Annotated in this window: 21 protein-coding genes and 1 pseudogene; 9 read left to right on the top strand and 13 right to left on the bottom strand. The window is 68.8% G+C overall.

Annotation, left to right across the window (positions count from 1 at the left end; all coding sequences use genetic code 11):
* The first annotated feature begins 4 nt into the window (after positions 1–4).
* The gene (locus tag MJQ72_RS13625) at positions 5–790 is read left to right on the top strand and encodes an aminoglycoside adenylyltransferase domain-containing protein (protein WP_240599528.1); all 786 of its coding nucleotides are present in this window, start codon (positions 5–7) and stop codon (positions 788–790) included.
* Here the strand turns inward: MJQ72_RS13625 and MJQ72_RS13630 are convergent.
* On the bottom strand, positions 767–2275 hold the full coding sequence (locus MJQ72_RS13630) for a fatty acyl-CoA synthetase (RefSeq protein ID WP_240599529.1): 1509 nt from the start codon (positions 2273–2275) through the stop codon (positions 767–769). The two genes, MJQ72_RS13625 and MJQ72_RS13630, sit on opposite strands and share 24 nt — an antisense overlap.
* A 52-nt stretch (positions 2276–2327) precedes the next feature.
* Between MJQ72_RS13630 and MJQ72_RS13635 the strand changes: the two genes are divergently transcribed.
* From MJQ72_RS13635 to MJQ72_RS13645, 3 genes are read left to right on the top strand one after another with little or no spacing between them, the layout of a single operon-like run.
* Positions 2328–3233, top strand: a complete 906-nt coding sequence (locus MJQ72_RS13635) for an aldose 1-epimerase family protein (protein ID WP_240599530.1) — start codon at positions 2328–2330, stop codon at positions 3231–3233.
* Position 3234: 1 nt separating this feature from the next.
* On the top strand, positions 3235–3717 hold the full coding sequence (locus MJQ72_RS13640; protein WP_240599531.1) for a GNAT family N-acetyltransferase: 483 nt from the start codon (positions 3235–3237) through the stop codon (positions 3715–3717).
* Between the two features lie 11 nt (positions 3718–3728).
* On the top strand, positions 3729–4958 hold the full coding sequence (locus MJQ72_RS13645) for an amidohydrolase (RefSeq protein ID WP_240599532.1): 1230 nt from the start codon (positions 3729–3731) through the stop codon (positions 4956–4958).
* A 58-nt stretch (positions 4959–5016) separates the two neighbouring features.
* Here MJQ72_RS13645 and MJQ72_RS13650 read toward each other — a convergent pair whose 3' ends face one another.
* Positions 5017–6162, bottom strand: a complete 1146-nt coding sequence (locus MJQ72_RS13650; protein WP_240599533.1) for an acyl-CoA dehydrogenase family protein — start codon at positions 6160–6162, stop codon at positions 5017–5019.
* 103 nt (positions 6163–6265) lie between these two features.
* Between MJQ72_RS13650 and MJQ72_RS13655 the strand changes: the two genes are divergently transcribed.
* The 4 genes and pseudogenes from MJQ72_RS13655 to MJQ72_RS13670 all read left to right on the top strand — a co-directional run bounded on the left by MJQ72_RS13655 (position 6266) and on the right by MJQ72_RS13670 (position 10809).
* Positions 6266–6856, top strand: coding sequence for a TetR/AcrR family transcriptional regulator (locus MJQ72_RS13655; protein ID WP_240599534.1), 591 nt, complete (start codon positions 6266–6268; stop codon positions 6854–6856).
* Between the two features lie 43 nt (positions 6857–6899).
* Positions 6900–7841, top strand: a complete 942-nt coding sequence (locus MJQ72_RS13660) for a carbohydrate kinase (protein WP_240599535.1) — start codon at positions 6900–6902, stop codon at positions 7839–7841.
* A 192-nt stretch (positions 7842–8033) separates the two neighbouring features.
* Entirely contained in the window at positions 8034–9350 is a 1317-nt protein-coding gene (locus MJQ72_RS13665; RefSeq protein ID WP_051972324.1) for a citrate synthase, read from the top strand.
* Positions 9351–9463: 113 nt separating this feature from the next.
* A pseudogene (locus MJQ72_RS13670) lies at positions 9464–10809 on the top strand (cryptochrome/photolyase family protein).
* Here the strand turns inward: MJQ72_RS13670 and MJQ72_RS13675 are convergent.
* From MJQ72_RS13675 to MJQ72_RS13700, 6 genes are all read right to left on the bottom strand, one after another.
* Positions 10806–11996: an ABC transporter permease gene (locus tag MJQ72_RS13675; RefSeq protein ID WP_240599536.1), complete on the bottom strand. Its 1191-nt coding sequence runs from the start codon at positions 11994–11996 to the stop codon at positions 10806–10808. The pseudogene MJQ72_RS13670 and the gene MJQ72_RS13675 overlap by 4 nt on opposite strands.
* On the bottom strand, positions 11993–12919 hold the full coding sequence (locus MJQ72_RS13680) for an ABC transporter ATP-binding protein (RefSeq protein ID WP_240601318.1): 927 nt from the start codon (positions 12917–12919) through the stop codon (positions 11993–11995). Before MJQ72_RS13680 ends, MJQ72_RS13675 begins: the two co-directional genes overlap by 4 nt.
* A gap of 674 nt (positions 12920–13593) precedes the next feature.
* Entirely contained in the window at positions 13594–14130 is a 537-nt protein-coding gene (locus MJQ72_RS13685; protein WP_240599537.1) for a hypothetical protein, read from the bottom strand.
* Positions 14127–14396 carry a helix-turn-helix transcriptional regulator gene (locus MJQ72_RS13690; RefSeq protein ID WP_005155992.1) on the bottom strand — a complete coding sequence of 90 codons (270 nt, stop codon included), beginning with the start codon at positions 14394–14396 and terminating at the stop codon, positions 14127–14129. Before MJQ72_RS13690 ends, MJQ72_RS13685 begins: the two co-directional genes overlap by 4 nt.
* A gap of 81 nt (positions 14397–14477) precedes the next feature.
* On the bottom strand, positions 14478–16019 hold the full coding sequence (locus MJQ72_RS13695) for a glycerol-3-phosphate dehydrogenase/oxidase (RefSeq protein WP_240599538.1): 1542 nt from the start codon (positions 16017–16019) through the stop codon (positions 14478–14480).
* A complete protein-coding gene (locus MJQ72_RS13700) occupies positions 16016–16579 on the bottom strand; it encodes a TetR/AcrR family transcriptional regulator (protein WP_240601319.1) in 564 nt (187 codons plus the stop codon). Before MJQ72_RS13700 ends, MJQ72_RS13695 begins: the two co-directional genes overlap by 4 nt.
* A gap of 97 nt (positions 16580–16676) precedes the next feature.
* Between MJQ72_RS13700 and MJQ72_RS13705 the strand changes: the two genes are divergently transcribed.
* Positions 16677–18296 carry an FAD-binding oxidoreductase gene (locus MJQ72_RS13705; RefSeq protein ID WP_240599539.1) on the top strand — a complete coding sequence of 540 codons (1620 nt, stop codon included), beginning with the start codon at positions 16677–16679 and terminating at the stop codon, positions 18294–18296.
* On the opposite strand, the gene MJQ72_RS13710 is transcribed toward MJQ72_RS13705, so the two are convergent.
* From MJQ72_RS13710 to MJQ72_RS13730, 5 genes are all read right to left on the bottom strand, one after another.
* Complete coding sequence (locus MJQ72_RS13710) at positions 18274–18921, bottom strand: gamma-glutamylcyclotransferase family protein (protein ID WP_240599540.1); 648 nt, start codon at positions 18919–18921, stop codon at positions 18274–18276. The two genes, MJQ72_RS13705 and MJQ72_RS13710, sit on opposite strands and share 23 nt — an antisense overlap.
* Positions 18915–20009 (bottom strand): S-(hydroxymethyl)mycothiol dehydrogenase, encoded by a 1095-nt coding sequence (locus tag MJQ72_RS13715; protein ID WP_240599541.1) that lies wholly within the window; start codon positions 20007–20009, stop codon positions 18915–18917. Before MJQ72_RS13715 ends, MJQ72_RS13710 begins: the two co-directional genes overlap by 7 nt.
* Before the next feature lie 80 nt (positions 20010–20089).
* Positions 20090–21355: a C39 family peptidase gene (locus tag MJQ72_RS13720; RefSeq protein WP_240599542.1), complete on the bottom strand. Its 1266-nt coding sequence runs from the start codon at positions 21353–21355 to the stop codon at positions 20090–20092.
* Positions 21356–21429: 74 nt separating this feature from the next.
* Positions 21430–21831: a PaaI family thioesterase gene (locus MJQ72_RS13725; RefSeq protein ID WP_240599543.1), complete on the bottom strand. Its 402-nt coding sequence runs from the start codon at positions 21829–21831 to the stop codon at positions 21430–21432.
* Positions 21832–21943: 112 nt separating this feature from the next.
* Positions 21944–23665, bottom strand: coding sequence for a TIGR03767 family metallophosphoesterase (locus tag MJQ72_RS13730; protein ID WP_240599544.1), 1722 nt, complete (start codon positions 23663–23665; stop codon positions 21944–21946).
* Positions 23666–23816: the final 151 nt, after the last annotated feature.

The following is a 23816-nucleotide window of genomic DNA, read 5'->3' on the forward strand; positions in this document are numbered from 1 at the left end:
GTCCGTGTACACGCCCTACACCGAACTCGACCAAGTCCTCACCGAGCTGGTCGCTTCGGCCCGCGAGATCCTCGGCGACACCTACGTCGGCGCGTACGTCCAGGGTTCCTTCGCGCTCGGCGCCGGTGACCTCCACAGCGACTGCGACTTAATCATCGCGACCACCGAGCCGCCGAGTGGCCGGGCCGAAGCGGAACTTCGCGTGCTCCACGACGAGCTCCCCACCAGGGAAGGCTTCTGGTGCAAGGAAATCGAGGGTTCGTATGCGGACATCGCGTCCCTGAAAACGAGTCAAGGGCTGGGCACGCCGTGGCTGTACTGCGATCACGGCCATCGCGTCCTGATCTGGGACACCCACTGCAACAGCCTCCACACGCGCTGGATCCTGCGCCACAAAGGCATCGTGCTCGACGGCCCGCCGATCACGAACCTCGTCGACGAGCCGCCACCGGACGCGATGCGCGCGGCGATGCGTGAGGAGCTGCACGGCCTGGTCGACGGCGTCCGCGCGTGGGCGCCCTTCGACATCGCGTGGACCCAGCGCTACCTCGTGTCGACTTGCTGCCGAGTGCTCTACACGCTGCGCACGGCCGAGGTCGAGTCGAAACGCGGCGCGCTCGAATGGGCGCGCGAGCAGCTGGATCCGCGCTGGCGCCCGTTGCTCACGCAGGTGCTTCGAGACCGCGAACTCGGCTGGGACCCGGAGGATCCACCACGTCCGGGCAGCCTCGAAGCGGCCTGCGAATTCGCCGCGTACGCCGAGTCGCTAGACACCGATCGCGGACGCTGAGCCGCCGAACTGTTGCCGCAGCTCGCGTTTGAGCAGCTTCCCGGACGCGTTCTTCGGCAGTTCGCCGACGAAATGCACCGACTTCGGCACCTTGTGCGCCGCCAGCGACTTCTTGGCGAACTCGATCAGCTCCGCTTCTTCGACGGGTTCCTTCACCACGACCACCGCGGCGATCGCCTCGATCCAGCGTTCGTGCGGCAGACCGACGACGGCGACCTCGGCGACGGCGGGATGGGCGTACAGCGCGTCTTCCACCTCGCGCGACGCGACGAGCACGCCGCCGGTGTTGACGACGTCCTTGATCCGGTCGACGACGAACAGATAGCCCTCCTCGTCCTGCCGCACCAGGTCACCGGAGTGGAACCAGCCGCCCGCGAACGCCTCCACCGACTCCTCGGGCTTGCCCCAGTAACCGGTGCACAGCTGGGGAGAGCGGTACACGACCTCGCCGAGTTCGCCCGGCGGCAGATCGTTCATCTCGGCGTCCACCACCCGTGTCTCGACGAAAAGGATCGGGCGGCCGACGGAATCGGGCCGCTCGTCGTGCTCCTCGGGACGGAGCACCGTTGCGAGTGGACCGATCTCGGACTGCCCGAAACAGTTGTAGAAGCCGACTTCCGGCAGCCGTGCGCGCAGCGCGTTCAACACCGGGACCGGCATGATCGACGCGCCGTAGTAGGCCTTCGTGAGGCAGCTCAGATCCGCGTCCGCGAGCCCGGGATGATTCGCGAGGCCTACCCAGACGGTCGGCGGGAAGAACAGCGAAGTGATGCCCTGGCTGGGAATCCGCGCCAGGATGTCGCCGAGGTCCGGCCCCTCGACGAGATGGTTCGTCGCGCCGACGGCCAGCCCGGGCATCAGGAAGACGTGCATCTGCGCCGAGTGGTAGAGCGGCAACGCGTGCAGCGGTACGTCGCGGTCGCTCAGGTCGAGGGCGGCGATGCAGGACGAGTACTCGTGCACCAGCGCGCGGTGGGTGAGCATCGCGCCCTTCGGCCGCGAGGTCGTCCCGGACGTGTAGAGCAGCTGGACGAGGTCGTCGTCCGACACCCCGGATTCCTCGTGCGGCAAGACGGTCTCGTCCAGAGCCCACTCCAGAACGTCCAGTGTGGACACATGCTCGACCTTGACGTGCTCGGCCAGCGCGGGATCGACGAAGGCGACGGCTGGCTCGGACTGGGTGAGCAGGTACTCGAGTTCCTCGCCGCGCGCGTTGAAGTTCACCGGCACGTGCACCAGCCCGGCTCGCGCGCAGCCGAGGTACAGCAACAGGTACGCGTCGGAGTTCTTGCCGAAGGCCGCGACCCGGTCGCCGTGGACGAGCCCGCGATCGAGCAGCTTGGCCGCGACCCGGCCCGCCGCGCGGTCGAGCTCCGCGTACGTCCACACGCGATCGGCGAAGGTGAGGGCGACCCGGCCCGGGACGCGGCGCGCGCTCCGCTCCAGGACACGGCCGACGGTGCTGGGGTAGCCGGGAACGGTCATCGCGGCGGTCTCCTTCGTCCGGGCGTGGCGTTCTCACAGTAACCTCGTCCGCATGGCCAATCCCACCGGAGAGCAGTTCGAGATCACCCGCGGCAACGCGCGAGCCGTCGTCACCGAGATCGGTGCCGGGTTGCGCGCGTTCGAGGTCGGCGGGGTGCCCTACGTCGAGGCGTTCGCCGAGGACGAGAAGCCGCCGAAGGGTGCCGGGCAGGTGCTGCTGCCCTGGCCGAACCGCACCAAGGGCGGCCAGTGGGACTACCAGGGCGAGAAGCAGCAGCTCCCGATCACCGAAGAGGCGCGCGGCAACGCGATCCACGGCCTGACCCGGCACGAGGAGTGGGAGCTTCTCGAACACGCCGAGTCGTCGATCACCCTGGCCATCGACGTCCCGGCGCAGGAAGGGTGGCCGGTGCCGCTGCGCGCGACGATCACCTACGAGATCTCGCCGCGTGAACTGGTCGTGACGCACGAGATCCGCAACGAGGGCGAGAGCCCCATCGGTGTCGGGCTCGGCACGCACCCGTATTTCCGCATCGGCGACGCGCCCACCGACGAGCTGACCCTGACGCTGCCCGCGAGCCGGGTCCGGCCGTATCTCGGTGACGAGCAGATGCCGTACGCCGACGAACAGGACGTCGAGGGGACCGAGTACGACTTCCGGCCCGGCAAGCTGCTCGAAGGCGTCGACCTGGACACGGCGTTCGGCGGGCTGAGCGTCGCCGAGGACGGCAACCACCACCACGTCCTTTCGCATGGGGACCGGGAACTGCTGGTCTGGGCCGGGCCGGATTTCCGCTGGGCGCAGGTGTTCACGCCGGACGACCTGGTCGGCCGCGGCCGGGCGGTGGCGATCGAGCCGATGACGTGCCCCGCCGACGCGCTGAACACCGGCACCGATCTGATCGACCTGGAGCCCGCGTCGTCGTGGACCGGGAGCTGGGGAATCCGGGTGCGCTGAGATGCCGGTTCTGCGCCTGGGGCCCGCGGACGCGGGTGAGGTGCTCACGTTGCAGCGCGCGGCGTACGTCCCGGAGGCCAGGGCGCACGAGAACATCGACCTCCCGCCGCTGACGGAGACCTTCGAGCAGGCCAAGGCCGCGCTGGCTGATCCCGCGTGTTCCACCTGGGGCATCAGGGAATCCGGGCGGCTGGTGGCGAGTGTCCGGATCGTCGTGGACGGCGACGCCGGTCTCGTCGGCAGGCTCATCGTCGCCCCGGACAGGCAGGGACACGGGCTCGGCAGCTCCTTGCTGCTCGCCGCCGAAGCGGCCGCGCCGCCTTCGGTGACCGTGTTCCGCCTGTTCACCGGGGAGCGGAGCGCCGGTCCGCTGCGGATGTACCGGAAGCTCGGCTACGTCGAGACGCATCGCACTCCCGAGAAGCACTACGAACTGGTCCATTTCGAAAAGCCCCGCGTGCGGACCGGTGGCCCAGTTCGTTAGCGTGTCAAAGTATGTCTGACAAAGCACAGGTCAAGGCCATCGTCGGTGGTTACGTCGTCCCGGTCGACGGTGATCCCATCGACGGCGGCACGGTCCTCATCGAGAACGGGAAGATCGCGGCGGTCGGCGCGGACGCCGAGGTCGACGTCCCCGACGACGCCGAACTGATCGACGCCGCGGGCAGCTGGGTGCTGCCCGGGTTCATCGACGCGCACGCCCACCTCGGCGTCCACGAAGACGGCGAAGGCTGGTCCGGGAACGACACCAACGAGATGACCGACCCGAACGGCGCGCGGTTCCGCGCGATCGACGGGATCGACCCGTACGAGCCCGGCTTCGACGACGCGCTCGCGGGCGGCGTCACCAGCGTCGTCATCAAGCCCGGCTCGGGGAACCCCATCGGCGGGCAGACGATCGGTGTCAAGACCTGGGGCCGGACCGTGCTCGACATGATCTTCGCCGAGGGTGTCAGCGTGAAGAGCGCGCTCGGCGAGAACCCGAAGCGCGTGTACGGCGAGAAGAAGCAGACGCCGTCGACCAGGCTCGGCGTCGCGTCGACCATCCGTGACGCCTTCACCGCCGCGCGCAACTACGCCGCCCAGCGCGAGCACGCCGCCGGCGAGGGCAAGCCGTTCGACGTCGACCTCACCAAGGAGACGCTGGCGAAGGTCCTCGACGGGGAGCTGTACTGGGACCAGCACGTCCACCGCGCCGACGACATGGTCACCGCGATCCGGCTGGCCGACGAGTTCGGCTACAAACTGGTGATCAACCACGGCACCGAAGGACATCTGATCGCGGACCTGCTCGCCGAGCGGGGCGTGCCGGTGATCCTCGGGCCGCTGTTCACCACCAAGTCCAAAGTGGAGCTGCGCAACCGCACCCTGCGCGCCCCCGGCATCCTCGCCAGGGCGGGCGTGAAGATCGCGATCACCACGGACCACCCGGTCGTGCCGATCAACTTCCTGGTGTACCAGGCCGCGCTGTCGGTGAAGGACGGCCTCGACCCGGAGACCGCGCTGAAGGCGCTGACCGTCAACCCGGCCGCGATGCTGGACCTCGACGACCAGGTCGGCTCGCTGAAGCCGGGCCTCGACGCCGACGTGGTCATCTGGTCGGGCGACCCGCTGGACGTGATGAACCGGGCGATGCGCGTGTTCGTGCGCGGTCGTGAGGTCTACCACTTCGACGAGGAGACCGGGGTCGGCGTCACCGAGGAACGCCGGTACCGCGAGGCCTGACCGGCCGGCTCGTGAGTGGCAAGGACGGTTCTAACCGTCCCTGCCAGTCACGAGGGCGTCAGCCTTTCCGCAGTTCCCGCGCGATCACCATGCGCTGGATCTGGTTCGTGCCCTCGAAGATCTGCGGCACCTTCGCCTCCCGCATGTACCGCTCCACCGGGAAGTCCTTCGTGTATCCGGCGCCGCCGAGGACCTGCACGGCGTCGGTGGTCACCTTCATCGCGCCGTCGGTCGCGACGAGCTTCGCGATGGACGCCTGCCGCTGGAACGGCAGCCCGCGGTCACGGCGCCGGGCCGCGTCGAGGTACATCGCCCGCGAGGTCTCGACGGTCGCGGCCATGTCGGCCAGCAGGAATTCCAGGCCCTGGAACTCGATGATCGGCCGTCCGAACTGTGTGCGGCCCTTCGCGTATTCGAGCGCCTCGTCCAGCGCGGCCTGCGCGAGCCCGACGGCGCAGGCGGCGATGCCCAGCCGCCCGGAGCTGAGCGACGACAGCGCGATCTTCAGCCCCTGGCCCTCTTCGCCGATCCGCCGGTCGGCGTCGACGGCGGCGTCCTCGAACATCAGCTGCGCCGTGGTCGACCCGGTGAGGCCCATCTTCCGCTCGGGCGGCGCGGCCGAGAGGCCCGGCGTCGCCGCGTCGACGAGCAGGCAGGAGATGCCCTGCCCGCCGTCGTCGCTGGTGCGCACCATCGTCGTGTAGAAGTCGGCCTCACCCGCATGGGTGATCCACGCCTTCGTGCCGTTCACGACGTACTGGTCGCCGTCGAGCCGCGCGCGGGTGGACAACGCGGCAGCGTCGGAGCCGGCGTGGGTCTCCGAGAGCGCGTACGCGCCCAGCAGGCCGCCTTCGAGCATCGCGGGCAGCCAGCGGTCGCGCTGCTCGTCGGTGCCGTGGTGTGCCAGCGCGAAGCAGGACATCGTGTGCACGGAAAGCCCTACGCCCACCGACATCCACGCCGCGGCAATCTCCTCCAGGACCTGCAGGTAGACCTCGTACGGCAGCTCGCCGCCACCCCAGCGCTCCGCATACGGCAGGCCGAGGAGCCCGGCCTGTCCGAGCAGCCGGAACTGCTCGCGCGGGAAATGCGCGGTCTCCTCGTACTTGCTCGCGATCGGGGCGAGTTCCTCGCGCGCGATCTCCTTGGCCAGGTCGATCAGGTCCTGGGCCTCGGTGCTGGGCAGCAGACGGTCCGCCGGCATGGCTCCTCCGAGCTGAGCGGTACTAAAAACAGTACTGTGGGCTGATTCAGCGTACAGTAGACGGCGCTGGGGGTACACCGTTCGCGTAGGGGATAGTGATCCGATGACCTCGCGCCGCCAGCCCACCGCGCGTCAGAGAGCGCTGCTCTCGGAACTCGAAGCGCTCTTTCTCGCCGAAGGGTTCTCCCAGTTCACGCTGGACGACCTGGCCGCGAGGCTCCGCTGCTCGAAGTCGACCCTCTACGCGCTCGCCCCCAGCAAGGAGCAGCTGGCGGTCAAGGTCGTCACCCACTTTTTCAAGGGCGCCGCCGACCTGCTGGAGGAGCGGATCGCCGGGATCGACGACGCCCGCAAGATCCTCGGCGAGTACCTCGCCGGCATCTCCGAATACCTGAATCGCGCCTCGGCCGCTTTCATGACCGACATCGCCGAATTCGCGCCGGCGCGGGACGCGTATCAGCTCAACAGCCGCGCCGCGGCCGCCCGGATCCGGTCGTTCATCGATCGCGGCGTCACCGACGGTGTTTTCCGTGAGGTGCACGCGCGGCTGATCGCGGAAATGGCGGGACTGATCATCGAGGGAATCCAGACCGGGGTGATCGGGCAGCGCACCGGGGTGACCGACGCCGAAGCGTTCACCGCGCTTTCGGAACTTCTCCTTGGCGGCATCGCGACAAAAAATGTCCTGAACTGACAATTATGGTGGTGGAACCACCGTCTCGGCTAGCATCGCGCCCGTGATCGTGGTGGGTGGAGAGGCGCTGGTCGACCTCGTTCCTGGTGAACCGTTGGATTCCACTGTGGACGGTGGGTTGCGCGCGCTGCTGCCCCGGATGGGTGGTGGTCCCTACAACGTCGCGCTCGCCGCCGGGCGGCTCGGCGTCCCGACGGGCTTCCTTTCGCGCGTCTCGAACGACCGCTTCGGTGTCGCGCTGGTGGACCGGCTGCACGCCTCCGGGGTCGGCACCGCGTTGCTGCAGCGGGGAAACGAGCCGACGACGCTCGCCGTGGTCGCGCTCGACGACAAGGGCTCCGCCCGGTACACCTTCTACACCGAGGGCACCGCGGACCGGCTCGTCGCCGACCCCGGCCCGCTCCCCGAAGATGTGACGGCGCTCTCCCTCGGCACCCTCGGCATGGTCCTGGAGCCGGGCGCGAGCACCTACGAAACGCTGTTGCGCCGCGAATCCGCGCGCGGCGTGCTGACCGTGCTCGATCCGAACATCCGTGCGGCGCTGATCGAGGATCCGGCGGCCTACCGGGCGCGGTTCGAGTCCTGGCTGCCGCATATCCGCCTGCTCAAGATCTCCGACGACGACACGGAATGGCTCGCCGAAGGCGCCGACCCGGTCGACGCGGCAAAGGTCTGGACCTCTTGCGGAGTCGATGCCGTCGTGCTCACCCGCGGCGCGCAGGGGTTGTCCGTCATCACACGAGCGGGCGAAATCGCGCAGGTCCCGTCACGCCGGGTCGACGTCGTCGACACGATCGGCGCCGGTGACACCGTGCAAGGCGCCCTGCTGGCGTGGCTGTACTCGAACGGGGTGCGCGACCTGTCCACTCTCGACGCCGACGGCTGGCGTGCGGCGCTCGAATTCGCGGCGAAAGCGGCGTCGATCACCGTCTCACGGAGCGGGGCGGAACCGCCGACGGCCGAAGATATGGCTTCCGCTGTGTGAACCTGGTCCCAAAGGGGCTGTTGTGAGCAACTCACCCGCTGCGCGTTGACCCCATTCTCGACTAGCGTAGAGGGGAATTCATACCCCAGCGGGGCGGTGTGCAGCGAGGCCGTGGGTCACGCGCGTGAAAGAGGGCGTACCTGTGGAACCTACAGGCGCCGCCGGCCCGTGCTGAACGTGAGAGGGACTTACATGTCCGACGCGACGACGGCTGCGGGGCAGTCCGGCGAGACCGCGACGCTGCGCCTGCCCAACGGCGAGCACGAGTTCAAGGTGATCCACCCGGTCGAGGGCGCGCCTGGCATCGAGCTGGGGAAGCTGCTGGCGACCACCGGGTACATCACCCACGACCCGGGGTTCGTGAACACCGGCGCCGCGTCCTCGGCCATCACCTACATCGACGGTGACGCCGGCATCCTGCGCTACCGCGGGTACCCGATCGAGCAGCTGGCCGAGAAGTCGACCTTCATCGAGGTCTCGTACCTGCTCATCTACGGCGAGCTGCCCACCCAGACGCAGCTGTCGGAGTTCACCGAGAAGATCCAGCGCCACACCCTGCTGCACGAAGACCTGAAGGCCTTCTTCAGCGGCTTCCCGCGCGACGCGCACCCGATGCCGGTGCTGTCCAGCGCCGTATCCGCGCTGTCGACCTTCTACCAGGACTCGCTCAACCCGTTCGACGAACCGAACGTCGAGCTGTCCACCATCCGCCTGCTGGCCAAGGTCCCGACCCTGGCCGCGTACGCGTACAAGAAGTCCGTCGGCCAGCCGCTGCTGTACCCGGACAACTCGCTCGGCCTGGTCGAGAACTTCCTGCGGATGACCTTCGGCTTCCCGGCCGAGCCCTACGAGGTCGACCCGGACGTCGCCAAGGCGCTCGACCTGCTGTTCATCCTGCACGCCGACCACGAGCAGAACTGCTCCACCTCGACCGTGCGCCTCGTCGGCTCCTCCGAGGCGAACCTGTTCGCCTCGATCTCGGCGGGCATCAACGCGCTGTTCGGCCCGCTGCACGGTGGCGCCAACAGCGCGGTCCTGGACATGCTCGAGGGCATCCAGGCCGAGGGCGGCGACGTCGCGAACTTCGTCCAGCGCGTGAAGAACAAGGAAAAGGGTGTCCGCCTGATGGGCTTCGGGCACCGGGTCTACAAGAACTACGACCCGCGCGCGAAGATCATCAAGAACACCGCGGACGAGATCCTCTCCAAGCTCAAGGGCGGCGACCAGCTGCTCGACATCGCGAAGAAGCTGGAAGAGACCGCGCTCTCGGACGACTACTTCATCGAGCGGAAGCTGTACCCGAACGTCGACTTCTACACCGGCCTGATCTACCGGGCGCTCGGCTTCCCGACGAAGTACTTCACCGTGCTGTTCGCGCTCGGCCGTCTCCCGGGCTGGATCGCGCACTGGCGCGAGATGATCCAGGACCCGGCCACCAAGATCGGCCGCCCGCGGCAGATCTACACCGGCTACGCGTCGCGGGACTACGCGCCCATCTCGGAGCGCTGACCTCCCTTCCGCAAGTGCGATGAAGGACGCTTTCACGGCGAATTTCGCCATGAAAGCGTCCTTCATCGCATCCGGGCATGCAGGGGGAGGCGAGGGCGCTTAGGGTTTCGGGAGTGACCAGAGAAGCCCCGGTAGTGCTGTGGTTCCGCCGCGACCTTCGCCTCGGTGACCACGCCGCCCTCCTGGAGGCCTCGAAGCACAGCAAGCACGTGCTCGCGCTGTACGTCCTCGACGACGCGCTCCTCAAACCCTCCGGCGCCCCGCGCGTCGCGTTCCTGCACGGCTGCCTGAAGGCGCTGGACGACCAGCTCGGCGGCCGCCTGATGCTCGTCAAAGGCGACCCGGTCGAGGAGGTCGTCAAAGCCGCTCGCGAGGTCGGCGCCGCGACCGTGCACGTCAGCGCCGACACCGGACCGTACGGCCGCCGCCGCGACGACGAGGTCAAGAAGGCGTTGGCGGAGCACGACATCGCCTGGGTTGAGACAGGTTCGTCGTACGCGATCACGCCCGGCCGCATCACCAAACCGGATGATGACCCGTATCGCGTGTTCACCCCGTTCTACCGCGCGTGGGTGCGCCACGGCTGGCCGCGTCCCGCCGGCACCGGCAAGTCCATTGTGGACTGGGTGGAGCCGCCGCGTTCGGTCAAGCTCCCGAAATCCCCTTCGCTCAAAGGGATGGAGCTGCCGGAACCTGGCGAGAAGGCGGCGTTGAAGCGCTGGCACGAGTTCCTGGACGACGGCCTCGAAACCTACGACGAGGATCGTGACCGTCCCGATCGACCCGGTACGACAAGGCTTTCGCCGTATCTGCGCTGGGGTTGCGTCCATCCGCGCACCCTGCTGGCCGACCTCGCCGGGAACGAGGGCGCCGGCGCCAAGGCGCTGCGGGGAGAGTTCGCCTGGCGCGAGTTCCACGCCGACGTCCTGTGGCACCGCCCCGAAACCGCGCGGAAGAACTACGATTCCCGGTTCGACGCCATGGAATACGAGAGCGACGACGAGGCCTTCCGGCGGTGGTGCGAGGGCCGCACCGGGTTCCCGATCGTCGACGCCGGGATGCGCCAGCTGCTCGCCGAGGGCTGGATGCACAACCGCGTCCGGATGATCGTGGCGAGTTTCCTGGTCAAGGACCTGCATCTGCCGTGGTGGCTCGGCGCGCGGCATTTCATGAAGCATCTGGTCGACGGCGATCTCGCGTCGAACCAGCTGAACTGGCAGTGGGTCGCGGGCAGCGGCACCGACGCCGCGCCCTACTTCCGGATCTTCAACCCGACCACGCAGGGGGAGAAGTTCGACCCCGCCGGTGACTACGTCCGCCGCTACGTCCCGAACTCCGGTCCGTGCAGGGCAAAGCCGTGCACAAACCGGAGGACGTCGAGGACTATCCGGCACCGATGGTCGACCACGCGCACGAACGTCAGGTCGCCCTTGAGCGCTACGGCGCCATCAAAGGTTAGCCGCGCAGGGCTTCCGAAAGCTTGATCCGGCTGCCCACCCGCAGGACACTGTTCTGGTAGATCCGCGCGCCCAGCCAGGTGAAGAGGGCGATGGCGCCCACGGTCAAGCCCAGCGACGCCACGATCTCCCAAACCTCGACGGTGCCCGCCGCGATCCGCGCGGGCATCAGCACCGGGGACAGCAGCGGCACCAGGGAAAGCACCTTCGTCCCCGTGCCTTCCGGTGCCTGTGCCAGCAGGTTGAAGCCGACGACGAAGCCGAGGATCAGCACGATGTTGACCGGCCCGATCACCGACTGGGTGTCCTCCTGCCGGGAGACCAGCGAACCCATGGCGCCGTAGACGGTGGCGTACAACAGGAACCCGAGCAGGTACCACACCACACCCCACAGCAGGGCGCTCGTCGCGACACCGGACAGCGTCAGCACGTCGGTCGCCGAAGCGACGACGAACCCGGCGCCGCCGATGATCACCAGCTGGGTCAGCCCGACCAGGCCGAGCCCGATCACCTTGCCCAGCAACAGATGCCACGGCCGCACCGTGGACAGCAGGATCTCCACCACCCGGCTGGACTTCTCTTCGACCACACCCTGCGCGACCAGCGTCCCGTAGGTCACGATGCTCATGTACAGCAGCACCGCCACGATCAGCCCGATCACCATCCGCTGCGATTTCTCGGGGTCCGGCGGTTTGATCGAGTCGACCTCGACCTGCGTCTGGTGGACCGTGCGCATCACCTCGTCTGGCGTCTTCTGCGCCTCGGAAAGGATGCCGTTCAACACTTCCTGCTGGGAAACGCCGTTCAGCAGCGCACGCAGCTTGGTGTCCAATTCGGACTTGACGAGCACCTTCAGCTCGGTGGCGTTGCCGGACAGCAGCGCGTCGAGATCGCCGTTCTCGACCTGCGACCGGCCCTGCGCCGGATCGGCGACGGTGACGGTCTCGATCTTTTCGCCGATGGCCTCGCCCGCGGTCTTGAGCTGCTGCGCGATCCCGGCGGTCTGGCCGGTGAGGCCGACCTTGCTCTTGTCCTCGTTGCTGATCAGCGTGGACTGCAGCAGGACGTAGCCCATGAGCATGACCAGCAGCACGGCGGTGCCGACCACGAAGGACCTGGTGCGCAGCCGGGTGTTCAGCTCGCGTTTGGCGATGAGCCAGACCGCGCGCCATGAGGAAACGGTGTTCATGCGGAAACTCCCTGTGCCGCCGGCTTCTCGGCGACCGCGTCGCGGAAGAGCTCGGTCAGCGAACGCCTGCGTTTGGTGAACTCGGTGACCGGCCCGGTGGCCAGCGCCGCGGCGAGCACGGCCTGATCGTCGGCTCCCGCTTCGAGTTCGAGGATCGTCGTCTGGCCGTTCTGCTCGACCGTCCGGACACCGGGGACGGCCGAAGCCCAGCCGGGTGCGGCGCCCGGCGCGGTGACGACGAGCCCGTTGCCCGCGCCCGCGGTCAGCTCCCCGACGGTGCCGGAGGCGACCATCCGTCCACTTCGGATGATGCCGACCCGGTCGCACAGCCGCTCGACCAGATCCAGCTGGTGACTGGAGAACACCACCGGCACACCGGTCGCGGCCTTCTCCCGCAGCACCCCGCTCATCACGTCCACGGCCAGCGGGTCGAGGCCGGAGAACGGTTCGTCCAGCACGAGCACCTTCGGGTCGTGCACCAGCGCGGCGGCGAGCTGCACGCGCTGCTGGTTGCCGAGGCTCAGCTTCTGCACCTCGTCCTTGCGCCGTTCGGTCAGCCCGAGCCGGGCGATCCAGTTCTCGGCGCTGCGGTGGGCGTCGTTGGCCGACATCCCGTGCAGCTCGGCGAGATAGACCAGCTGCTCCAGCACCTTCATCTTCGGGTACAGCCCGCGTTCCTCCGGCATGTACCCGATATGCGTGCGGGTCTCGTGGGTGATCGGGGCGCCGCCGAAGCGCACCTGGCCGGAGTCGGCCGCCAGCACCCCGAGCACGATCCGCATCGTGGTGGTCTTGCCCGCGCCGTTGCTGCCGACGAAGCCGAACAGCTCACCGGGCTGGACCTCGAAGCTCACCTCGTCCAGCGCCACCTTCGCGCCGTAGCGCTTGGAGATCTTGTCGATCTCCAGCTTCCCCTCGCTCATTTCCACTTCCCCTCCTCGAAATACCGCACCAGCGCCGCGAATCCCCGATGGACGCCGGAAACCGTGCGGTTCCGTTCGATCAGCCCGTCCAGCTTGACGTTGCTCACCACCGAGGTGGCCCGATACACCAGGACCGCCCGGCCCGCGCCGGCGAGGACCCCACCCGCCACCAGCACGACGGCGACGACGCCGATGGACATCTTGTGCCGCTTCTTGTCCCCGGTCATGCCGGAGCCACCCCTCGAAGTCTTCAGGGTCGTCGTCCGGCAGCCGCCACGCGAGCCACAGCGCCGGTAGCGACGTCCCGAAGACGAACAACGCCGCTGTCATCGCGGACAGCAGCGAACCGGAATCCGGTTGCCCTGCCGCGTAAAGCCCGTACCCGAGATCCACCAGCATCAGCACGCAGATCCCCTGGAACGCAGCGTAGTGTGCGCGGTTTCGCAGCAGCAGTTCGCGTTCGTCGAGATCCTTCGCGGCGGAGCCGGGTCTGCCGACGGCCTTGCGCAGCACCGCCGCGGTGCCGACACAGAGACACAGCCCCGGCCCCATCAGGCCGACCGCGAACCACAACGTCGGCTCGCGCAGCAGCGCGGCACCGGCGATCACGACCAGATGGCCGATCACCGCCGCGACGGCGAGCCGGCGGCGATCCGATCGCGTCCGGGTGGTGGTCATGCGGGGGACACCCCTTCGAAGTCTTCGGGGTCGTCGTCCGGCAGCGACCAGCCCAGGATGACGGCGGAGACCGTGGTGCCGCCGATCAGCAACGCGCAGGCCATCATCGCGCCGCCGCCCTTGGGGCCGGGGACCAGGAGGCCGTACAGCACCGCGAACAGCATCATCGTCACCAGGATCTGATAGCTGACGTAGGTGACGCGGTGACGCATCTCCCGCTCGCGCTCGTCGAGCCGCATCGAGAAACCGCCGCTCATCTTGCCGGTGAGGATCCGCAGCAGGTACTGCGCGCCGCCCGCCACGACGCCTCCGCCGAGCCAGCACACGAGGAAGGCGCCGGTCTGGCCTGTCTGGTAGAAGACGGCTCCGGCGATCAGGACCAGATCGCCCGCCACCACCAGCACACTCAACGCCCGCCGCCGTTTCCGCGTGCGCCACGTCGGCAACTTCAGCGCTCGCTTGCGTTCCACCTCGTCCAGCCGTTCCTGCTGGCGGTCCCAGTACGCCGCGAGACGGCCTCGCTCCTCGCTCATGTTCCCCCCTCCCGGTAGACCTGAGTGGACAGCGGCGTGAACGGTTCGCGGCTGAACACGGCTTCGACCGGGAGGTCGAACACCGCGCAGATGCGGAACGCCAGGTCCAGGCTCGGGTAGTGGTCTCCCCGTTCGAGCGCGCCGATGGTCTGCGGGTTGACCTCGACGGCCGTCGCGAGGGCGGCCCTGCTCAGTCCACGCTCTGCCCGGAGCACGGGAAGCCGGTTGTAGATCGGCAGCTCTTTGCCGCGTCTGACCGGGCTCATAGAACATACTGTTGCAAAAACCCAACGACTCGTCAAGCTGAGGGCATGACTAGCCGCATTGAGAGGACTAAACGCGGGAGGTCAGGCGAGGCCGGCGAGCGATTTGCCGACAAGCTCCTGGACGCGGGCGCGGGCGGCGTCGGCGTCCGGGGTGACCAGGCCGAGCCGGGTGCGGCGCTCCAGGACGTCGTCGACGTCGAGCGCGCCCTCGTGCCGGACGGCCCAGACGACCTCCGCCGCGCTGATGTCCGTCCCGTCGAACAGGGGCAGCCCCAGTTCCGGGTCGACCTCGCCGAGTGCCGCCACCCGCGGCGCCTCGGTGCCGTACTTCGCGACCAGCCGAGCTGGCGCGTCCACAGTGGACAGGCGGTCGCGCGGTGTCGCGCCGAGCAACGGGAGCCGGGACGTGGTCGACGGCCCGGCGAGCAGTCCGGACCGCTTCAGCGCGGCGTCGACGGCGTCTTCGGCCATCTTCCGGTACGTCGTCAGCTTGCCGCCGACGACGGTGAGCACGCCGTCGGACCCGGTCACCACCGCGTGCTTGCGCGAAAGATCCGCGCTGCGTCCACCACCGCCTTCGACCAGCGGCCGCAGCCCGGCGAATGTGCCCGCGACGTCGGCGCGGGTCAGCGGGCGGGTGAACGCCGTCGACGCCACTTCGAGCAGGAAGTCCACATCGGACTCCGGCACGGCAGGCACCCGCGGCACCGGGCCGTCGGTCGGCTCGTCGGTGACCCCGACGAACACCCGGCCGTCCGGTTGCGGCAGCAGGAAGACGAAGCGGTTGTTCTCGCCGGGAACGGGCACGTTGACCGACGTCGCGCCGATCCGCGCCGCTCCTGAGGCCAGGACGAGATGCGAGCCGCGCGACGGCCGCAGCCGCACCGACTCCGCCAGTTCGCCCGCCCAGACACCCGTCGCGTTGATCACCTGCCGGGCGTGGATCTCGATCTCCTGCCCGGTGAGCCTGTCCCGCGCCAGCACTGATTCCGCGTCGAGCCGGAGCGCTTCGACCCTCGTCAGGATCTTCGCGCCGCGTGCGGCGGCCGTACGAGCGAGGCTCACCACCAGGCGCGCGTCGTCGGTCAGCGCGCCGTCGTAGGCCAGCAGCGCCCCGCGCAGGCCTCGCGGGGAAAGTCCGGGCGCGAGCGCCAGCGCCTCCGCGGCCGGGATCGACCTCGGCCGGGGCAGCACCGACGCCGGGGTCCCGGCCGCGCGGCGAAGACCGTCACCGGCCACGAGACCGGTCATGATGAAGGCCTGCTGGCCGCGGGAGGTCTCGCGGTACATAGGGAACAGCTGCGGGATCGCCCTGGTGAGATGCGGGGCGGTGCGGGTCATCAGGATCCCGCGTTCGACGGCGCTTTCGTGTGCCAGCGCCAGATCGCCCTTGGCGAGATACCGGAGCCCGCCGTGGACCAGCTTGCTGGACCAGCGGGATGTCCCGTATGCCAGGTCGTATGCCTCGATCAGAGCGACCGAGAGCCCCCGCGCGGCCGCGTCCAGCGCGATCCCGGTGCCGGTGACGCCGCCGCCGACCACCACCAGATCGACCCGCTCGCCGCCGGCCAGCGCCGTGAGTTCCCGGTCGCGACGCAGAGCGTTGAGCGAGCCCGGCGTCACGGGCGCAGCGCCGCGTCGAGCACGTGGGCGAACTCCGTCATCAGCGCCTTCTCGTTCACGTCCGTGGTGGCGGGACGGTACGAGAACGCGAAGGACTGGATGAGCAGCAGCAAGGTGCGAGCCTGCGAAGCCAGGTCGCCCTTGCGGATCGAACCGTCCTCGTGGCCCGACTTCAGCAGGTGCAGGATCACGCCTTCGGCGAAGCGCTGGGTCTTCCCGAACCGCTCGACGATGTAGGGCAGGACCAGTTCCGAATCGAGGTCCAGCAGGGTGCGGAACAGCGGGTCGCCCGACAGGGCGGCGACGGCGGCCGAAGAACTCTGGACGAGCTTCTCGCGGAAGTGGGCGGGCTCGACCTCGGGTTCCGCGGCGCCCTGCAGCAGGCCGCCGAACTCGCGGGTCATGAGGGTCGCGAGCACGCTGCGCACGTCCGGGAACCGGCGGTAGACGGTCATCCGGCTGACCTTGGCGGTCCGGGCGATCTCGGCGAGGGTGGTCCGCCGCACGCCGACGGCGAGCACGCACTTCTTCGCGGCGTCGAGCAGAACGTCGTCGGACACACGCGTCGAGGCCTGGCGGGATCGGGTGTCCGCCAGCGCCGAAACGCCTGTTTCCGCAGGTGAGTGACGTTTTACGTCCATATGTAACACTGTAGTCGTGACCGAGCTTATTGACCACCGGTTAAGACGATCCTGGACGCCCGAGGCCGGTGACGCCGCCCACCTTCCGGCCAAGGCCCTGAGGTGGCTCGTCCAGCGTATCGGCCCGTTGGGCTCCGCGGCGCCCTTCGCGCCCGATTCGGCGCTGTCCGTTCCCGAACCGGTGCTGGACGAACGGCCCAAGCGAGACCTCGAGGAACTCGTCGGCGCCGAATACGTCCTCACGGCGCCGGGAGAACGGCTCGCGCGAGCCAGTGGTCTGTCCTATCTGGACTTGATGCGGCGGCGAGGGTTCGGTGATTTTCCGGTGCCGGACGCCGTCGTCCTGCCGGAGAATCCCGCCGAAGTCCAGTCGGTGCTGGAAATCTGCGCACGGCACGACGTCGGCGTCGTCCCGTTCGGCGGCGGGACCTCGGTGGTCGGCGGGGTCGCCGCGGTGCGCGGGGACAAGGCCGCGGTGATCGCGCTCGACCTCACCCGGCTCGGTGAACTGGTCTCCGTCGATCCCGTCTCCCGGATCGCCGTACTGCAGGCGGGGGTCACCGGCCCGGAGGCGGATCGGCTGCTCGCCGGACACGGTTTCACCCTCGGGCATGTGCCGCAGTCCTACGAACGCGCCACCATCGGCGGCTTCGCCGCGACCCGGTCCGCCGGGCAGGCCTCGTCGGGCTACGGCCGGTTCGAGGACATGGTCAAGGGCGTCCGGCTCGCGACCCCGCGCGGGGAATGGAAACTCGGCGTCGCGCCGGCGTCGGCCGCGGGACCGGACCTGCGGCACCTCGCCATCGGCAGCGAGGGCACGCTCGGCGTGATCACCGAGGTCGCCCTCCGCGTCCGCCCGGTGCCGGAAGTGCGCCGCTATGAGGGTTTCGTCCTCGACGGCTGGGAGAAGGGCACCGACGCGGTCCGGGAGCTCGCCCAGCGGCACGTGCTCGCGGACGTCACGCGACTGTCCGATGTGGACGAGAGCGAGGTTTCGCTCGCGCTCAACGACAGTTTGAAGACCAAGGCACTCCGCCGGTACCTCAAGGCGCGGGGAGTGCACGCTCCTTGCCTGCTGATCGTCGGCTGGGAAGGCGCTTCGAAACGCGAGGTCGCCCGGCGACGTCGGGAAACCACCCGGGTACTGGAGCGGTTCGACGCCGTCCGTATCGGTGCGGCACTCGGTGAATCGTGGCGCCGCGGCCGGTTCTCCGGTCCCCGGCAGCGGGACGCCTTGATGGACAACGGTGTCTGCGTCGAAACCCTGGAAACCGCCGCGTACTGGGCGGAACTGAGCGACCTGCGGGACGCGGTCCGTGCCGCGCTCACCGCGACGCTCGGCAACGCCATCATCATGTGCCACGTCTCGCACGCCTACGAAACGGGCGCGTCGCTGTACTTCACCGTGCTCACGCCGCGCGACGAGGCCGACCCGATCGCCCAATGGCAGCGGGCGAAGGCGGCGGCGTCGGAGGCGATCACCGGTATCGGCACGATCTCGCATCACCACGCCGTCGGTGTCGACCACGCGCGCTATCTGGCGGCGGAGATCGGCGAGATCGGCGTCGATGTGTTACGAGCGGCGAAGAAGGCCGTCGATCCGAGCGGGATCCTCAATCCCGGGAAGCTTCTCTGATCAGCGTCCCGGCCTCGACCAGCGTGCAGTCCAGGCCGTGCGTTCGGGCGGGGATCCCGTCCAGCGCCGCGGCCCGGCGCTGTTCGAGGTCGGCGACGCGGATATGCCTGCCGTCCACCAGGATCGGCAGGCGGATGTCCGCGGCGCCGACGTAGGCCACCACGTCGTCGAGCACGGTTCCGTCGTCGAGCGTGATGGCCGGGGCGGTCAGCCGCACCAGGTTGTAGCGCATGCCGTTGCCCTCGCATTTGTCGAGCACGGCCAGCTGTTCGGGGGTCGCGAACCACACGGCGTGCTCCTCGACGACACCCGGGGCGGCGGCCAGTGTCGCGGGGCGCTGCCCGTCACGGAACCGCAGCCCGGACGCCCAGACCGCGGCGAGGTCGGTGCAGCGCGCGTGGCAGACGACGACCGGCCCCTCCAGGCCCATGTTCTCCCGCAGCCAGGTGATCTTGGACGGGCACGCGTTCGACCCGTAGGCGAGCACGGCTTGGCGGTGTCGCCAGCCTTCGGGCGCGGTGTCGAGGCTGTGGCCGGCACCGTCGAAATGGACGAAGGAATGTCCCGGCCGCGCGCCTGGATACGGATCGGCCGGGAAATCGGCGTCGGTGAAGAGTTTCACCACGTCACCACGCTGCGCAGGACGTCTCCGTGGTGCATGCGCCCGAAGGCCTGCTCGACGCCGTCGAGGGCGATCCGCTCGGTGACGAACTTGTCGAGCGGGAGCCTGCCCTGCAGATAGAGGTCGATCAGCATCGGGAAATCCCGTGAGGGCAGGCAATCGCCGTACCACGACGACTTGAGCGAGCCGCCGCGTGAGAAGAAGTCGATCAGCGGCAGATCCAGCCGCATGTCCGGGGTCGGGACGCCGACGAGCACCACCGTGCCCGCCAGGTCTCGCCCGTAGAACGCCTGCCGCCACGTTTCGGGCCTGCCGACCGCGTCGATCACGACGTCCGCGCCGAACGAATCGGTGAACTCCCGGATCGCCTCGACGACCTGGTCTTCGCCCAGCCCCTTGCTGTTCAGCGTGTGGGTGGCGCCGAAGTCCTTGGCCCAGGCGAGTTTCCGGTCGTCGGTGTCGACGGCGACGATGGTCTTCGCGCCCGCCAGGTTCGCGCCCGCGATCGCGGCGTCGCCGACACCGCCGCAGCCGATGACCGCGACGGAATCGCCCCGGCTCACCGCGCCGGTGTTCAGCGCGGCGCCGAGACCGGCCATCACCCCGCAGCCGAGCAGCCCGGCGACGGCGGGCTCGGCGGCGGGGTCGACCTTCGTGCATTGTCCACTGTGGACGAGTGTCTTTTCGAGGAACGCCCCGACGCCGAGCGCCGGTGACAGAGCGGTGCCGTCGGCCAGGGTCATCGGCTGGGCGGCGTTGAACGTGGAGAAGCAGTACCAGGGCCTGCCCCGGCGGCAGGCTCGGCAGGTGCCGCAGACCGCGCGCCAGTTCAGGATCACGTAGTCGCCCGGTTCGAGGTCGGTGACGCCGTCGCCGACGGCCTCCACGAACCCGGCGGCCTCGTGGCCGAGCAGGAACGGGAACCCGTCGTTGATCCCGCCCTCGCGGTAGTGCAGGTCGGTATGGCAGACGCCGCACGCCTTGACCGAGACGACGGCCTCGCCGGGCCCGGGATCGGGCACCGTCACGGACTCCAGCGAGACCGGTTCACCCTTGGCGCGGGAAACGACGCCCTGGACCTCGTACGGCATGCCCACCTCCGAGTCGACGAACCTCCGAGCTTGCCATGTGGGCGGCCCGGATCGCGACATCCGCTCGGGTGGGGAACGATTCAGTGCCCAGGCGTGATGATGTAAGCGATCCCGCCCGGGCCACTCGAAACGCCGCCATTCGTGTTGTACCGCTTGGTGCGCTGCCAGATCGTCTCGAACTGGTGTCGTTTGTAGACGTTCCGGACCCGGTCGTTGCTGCTCGCGGCCGGGTCGTTCGCGATCACGTCACCGTCCTTGGTGAAGCCGACGACGACCATGATGTGCCCGGCGGTGCCGTAGCCCGCGCCGTCGAGTTCCTCGGCCTTGAACGACTGCGACGTGATCACCGGGATGCCGCGCGCGATGTACTTTTCGAGTTCGTTCAAGGAGTGCAAACGGGTGATGTGCCCACGCAGTCCGAGTGAAGCGGCGTACGCGGTGTTGAACGGCCAGTTGCCGGTTCCGTCGTAGGCGTAGTCGAACGTGTAGCGGGCGGCGTACGCGACGGTCGGATCGACGTAACCCTCCGGAATCCATTTCATGTCTTCGGGCTTGGGCCGTTTGCCCCAGTACTCGGCGACCATTTCGGTGGACGTCGGGCTGCACCAGTTCTCGCCGCCACCGCCGTACTCCGGAAACTGTCCTTTGTGGAGATTCTGCGCGTAGGCGGGCACCTTGAGCTCGATGCCGGTGGCGCGGCCCGGTTTCGTCGGCCGCACCTCGAAGCGGTCCGGGACCAGCGACGTCATCGCGCCGACCGACGTCACCGAAGGCGTGGCGTGGGAACCGGCCTCGCGATACAGGCTGACCCGCAGCTGGTACGAGCGGAGCGCGACGCCCGCCTTCATGACCAGCGTGTCGACGTCGACCGCGGCGTTGGCGTCGCTCTGGCCGTCGACGCTGGTGCGCTTGATGTCGGCGTCGCCGCTCGCCCACCGGCCCATGACGTACCAGGAGGTCTCGGCGCCCGACGCGGTGCGGCCCTTGGCCTCAACCTTGACCCAGGTCTTGGCGGGAGTCTTCGCGTTCCACGAAGCGACCAGCTGGGAGGCGTCGAAGCCCTGCGTGTGGCTCCGCGACGTCCACTGGCCGTATTCGTAGGTCTTCGTGGTGCCGAGCGTGGGTTCGGTGTGCTCGATCGTGCCGATCGGGCGGTCGATGCGCAGCGCGCCGCGGTCGAGGCCGAGCCCTTCGAGCCTGCCGTCGCGGAAACCGGGATGACCGGACCATTCGTGGTAGTCGATCGACTCGTCGTCCGGGCGACCGGGACCCGCCTCCGCCGTCTGTGCCGTCACCGCGGTCATCGTCGCGATCGTCAGCAGCGTGACCAGCCCTCGTATGCGCATTCCGGCTCCATCCCTCGATTCCACCCAGTAGGGAAGGGATTTTCGCCGGTCGCGCGAGGTATGTAAACAGTTGCCTACAAGACGGCCTGAGTCTGTGTCACTTTCGCGACCAGCTTGCCCTCGTCGTCGCGGATTTCGGTCTCCACCACGATGAGCTTGCGGCCCGCGTGCAGCGGTTTCGCGGTCGCCGTGGCGTGGCCGGACCGGACCGCGCGCAGGAAGTTCGTCTTCGACTCGACGGTGGTCGTGCCCTGTCCGCCTTCGGGCAGGTTGAGGAACGCGCAGACCGCGCCCGCGGAGTCGGCCAGCGCCATCAGCGTGCCGCCGTGCAGTACCCCGCCGAGTGTGCAGAGCGTTTCGTCCCACGCGATCCGGGCGCGCACGGCGGCGGGGGAGTGCTCCAGTACCTCGATGCCGAGCCGCTCGGTGAACGGCATGGTCCGGTGGAAGAGCGCGGTGCCTTCTGCGTCGGTCATGGCGCCGAGCGTGCCCGGCACCGCGCCCCGTGTCGATTACCTCCGGGGTAACGGGCCTCGTGAGTGGCAAGGACGGTTAGAACCGTCCTTGCCACTCACGAGGCCCAAAGGGTCAGGCGAGCGGGTGCGGCAGCAGCAGTTCGGTGTTCTGGTCCTGAGCGGTGCCGACGGCGCCCAGCGAGGCGTGGATGTCGTTGTACGACAACTCCCGGTACAGCGACGCAAGCGCTTGCGTCGAGGTGTCCGAGTACGACGCCTCGTACGGCGCTTCCGCCTCGATCAGGGTCGTGAACAGCGACAACGTGCCATCGGCGTTGTCGGCGACCTCGATGATCCTCGCGTGCTGCGGGAAGTCGATATGCGAAGCGGTGTTGATCTCCCAGAAGCCCTGCTTCGCGGTCTTGCCGGCGTGCGGGGTGATCTTGTTGTGGTGCGTGTGCCCGTTGACCCACGCCAGCACGTTCGGGAACCGGTGCAGCAGCGAGACGAACGTGTCGCCGTTGAGCCGGATCTCCAGCGGGTGCCGCGCGTCCGGCAGCACGTTGCCCATGGTGTCGCTGGTGTGGTGGCTGAACAGGATGAACAGCTCGTCCGTCACGTTCTGCGTGACCTTGCGCCCGAAGAAGTCGTAGTACGTCGAGCTGTTGCGTTTGAGCGTGTTCTCCACCCAGGTGAACTGGCCGAGCCCGATCGACCCGTCGGCCAGTCCGGCCATCGTCGTGGTGTCGAGGCTGATGCCGGTGATCCCGGGCGCGATCCGGAAGGTGTAGTACACGTTCCGCCCGTCGGCGTTGTTCCCGCTGAACCCGTGGCCGACCGGGCCGGGGCCGGTGTTGGCCGAGTCGAGGTGGTGCTGGACGAACTCCGCGGTGCTGAACGGCCGCCGTCGCTCGTCCGGGGTGATCTCGCGGATCGTGCCGGAGCCGCCGAACAGCTCCGTGACCGGCACGCCGGAGCCGGACCCGATCGCGTTGGCGAGCTTCCGCGACGTCGTCTCGTCCTTGCCGATCACCTTGAAGCGGCCGGTGTACCAGGCGTCCATCCCCGGCAGGTCCGGCACCGTGCCGACGATGCTGTCGTCGTGGTTGCCGAAGGTGCAGAACCACGGGACGTCGAGACCGGGCGAGGTGAAGGTGTTCGACGCCGCGCCGAGCAGGCCGGGCAGCTGCGGGAAGCCCTTCTTCGTGTACGCGTCGTCCAGCGGCTTGCCGGGGTTCCAGTAGTGCGAAGACCCGGACGTCTGGACGCCCTCGTGCACGTTCGGGTCGCCCGAGGTCGGGTTCACCGTGCCGCCGTTGAGCACTTTGAGGAACCATTCGAGCTCGATCAGCTCGTGGTTGTCGGTGTTGTCGCCGGTGGTGACCATGAAGTCGATCGCCCGCCCGGTGAACGGGCCCGTCTTCAGGCTGTTCACGCGTTCCACCAGCGCCGTCGTCGCGACCGGGCCGAGGGTTTCCTGCGGCCGGTGCGCCGATCCGACGAACGGGTGCAGGTACTCGAACCGCGCCGGGCTTTCGGCGTCGGTGAAGTGCAGGTCGGTGAACTGCGCGAAGGACGCCATCGCGCGGCGCCGGTCGTCGCGGCCGGTCTTCGGCGCGGCGAGATCGCCGCGGACCACGAGCGGCCAGCCGGGGCCGGCGGTCAGCCGCGTGTAGCCGGGACCGCTGGTCAGCGGGGCCGCCGCGGCTTCCAGCGTGGTGCCCGCGGTACGGACCGCGCGGGACGCGGTGCGCGCCAGCGCCCGGTCGAGCGCGTTGGCGGTCGGTGTGCACAGCAGCAGGCCGACGCCGGCGGCGCCCGCCGCGGTGAAGGTGCGCCTGGAGATGACGGACATGGCGGTGCCCCCAGTCGTCGCGGGTGGGTGTCGCGGAAGGACGATGCCGGACGACGTTAGCCGTGGGGTGAACGCCAGAAAAGGGTAATGCGAAAATTTGTCACGTTCGGCCGAATACGCAAGTAGCCAAGCGGGCTGGTTACGCTGGCCG

Origin of the sequence: Amycolatopsis sp. EV170708-02-1 (genome assembly GCF_022479115.1) — a bacterium.
GTDB lineage: Bacteria > Actinomycetota > Actinomycetes > Mycobacteriales > Pseudonocardiaceae > Amycolatopsis.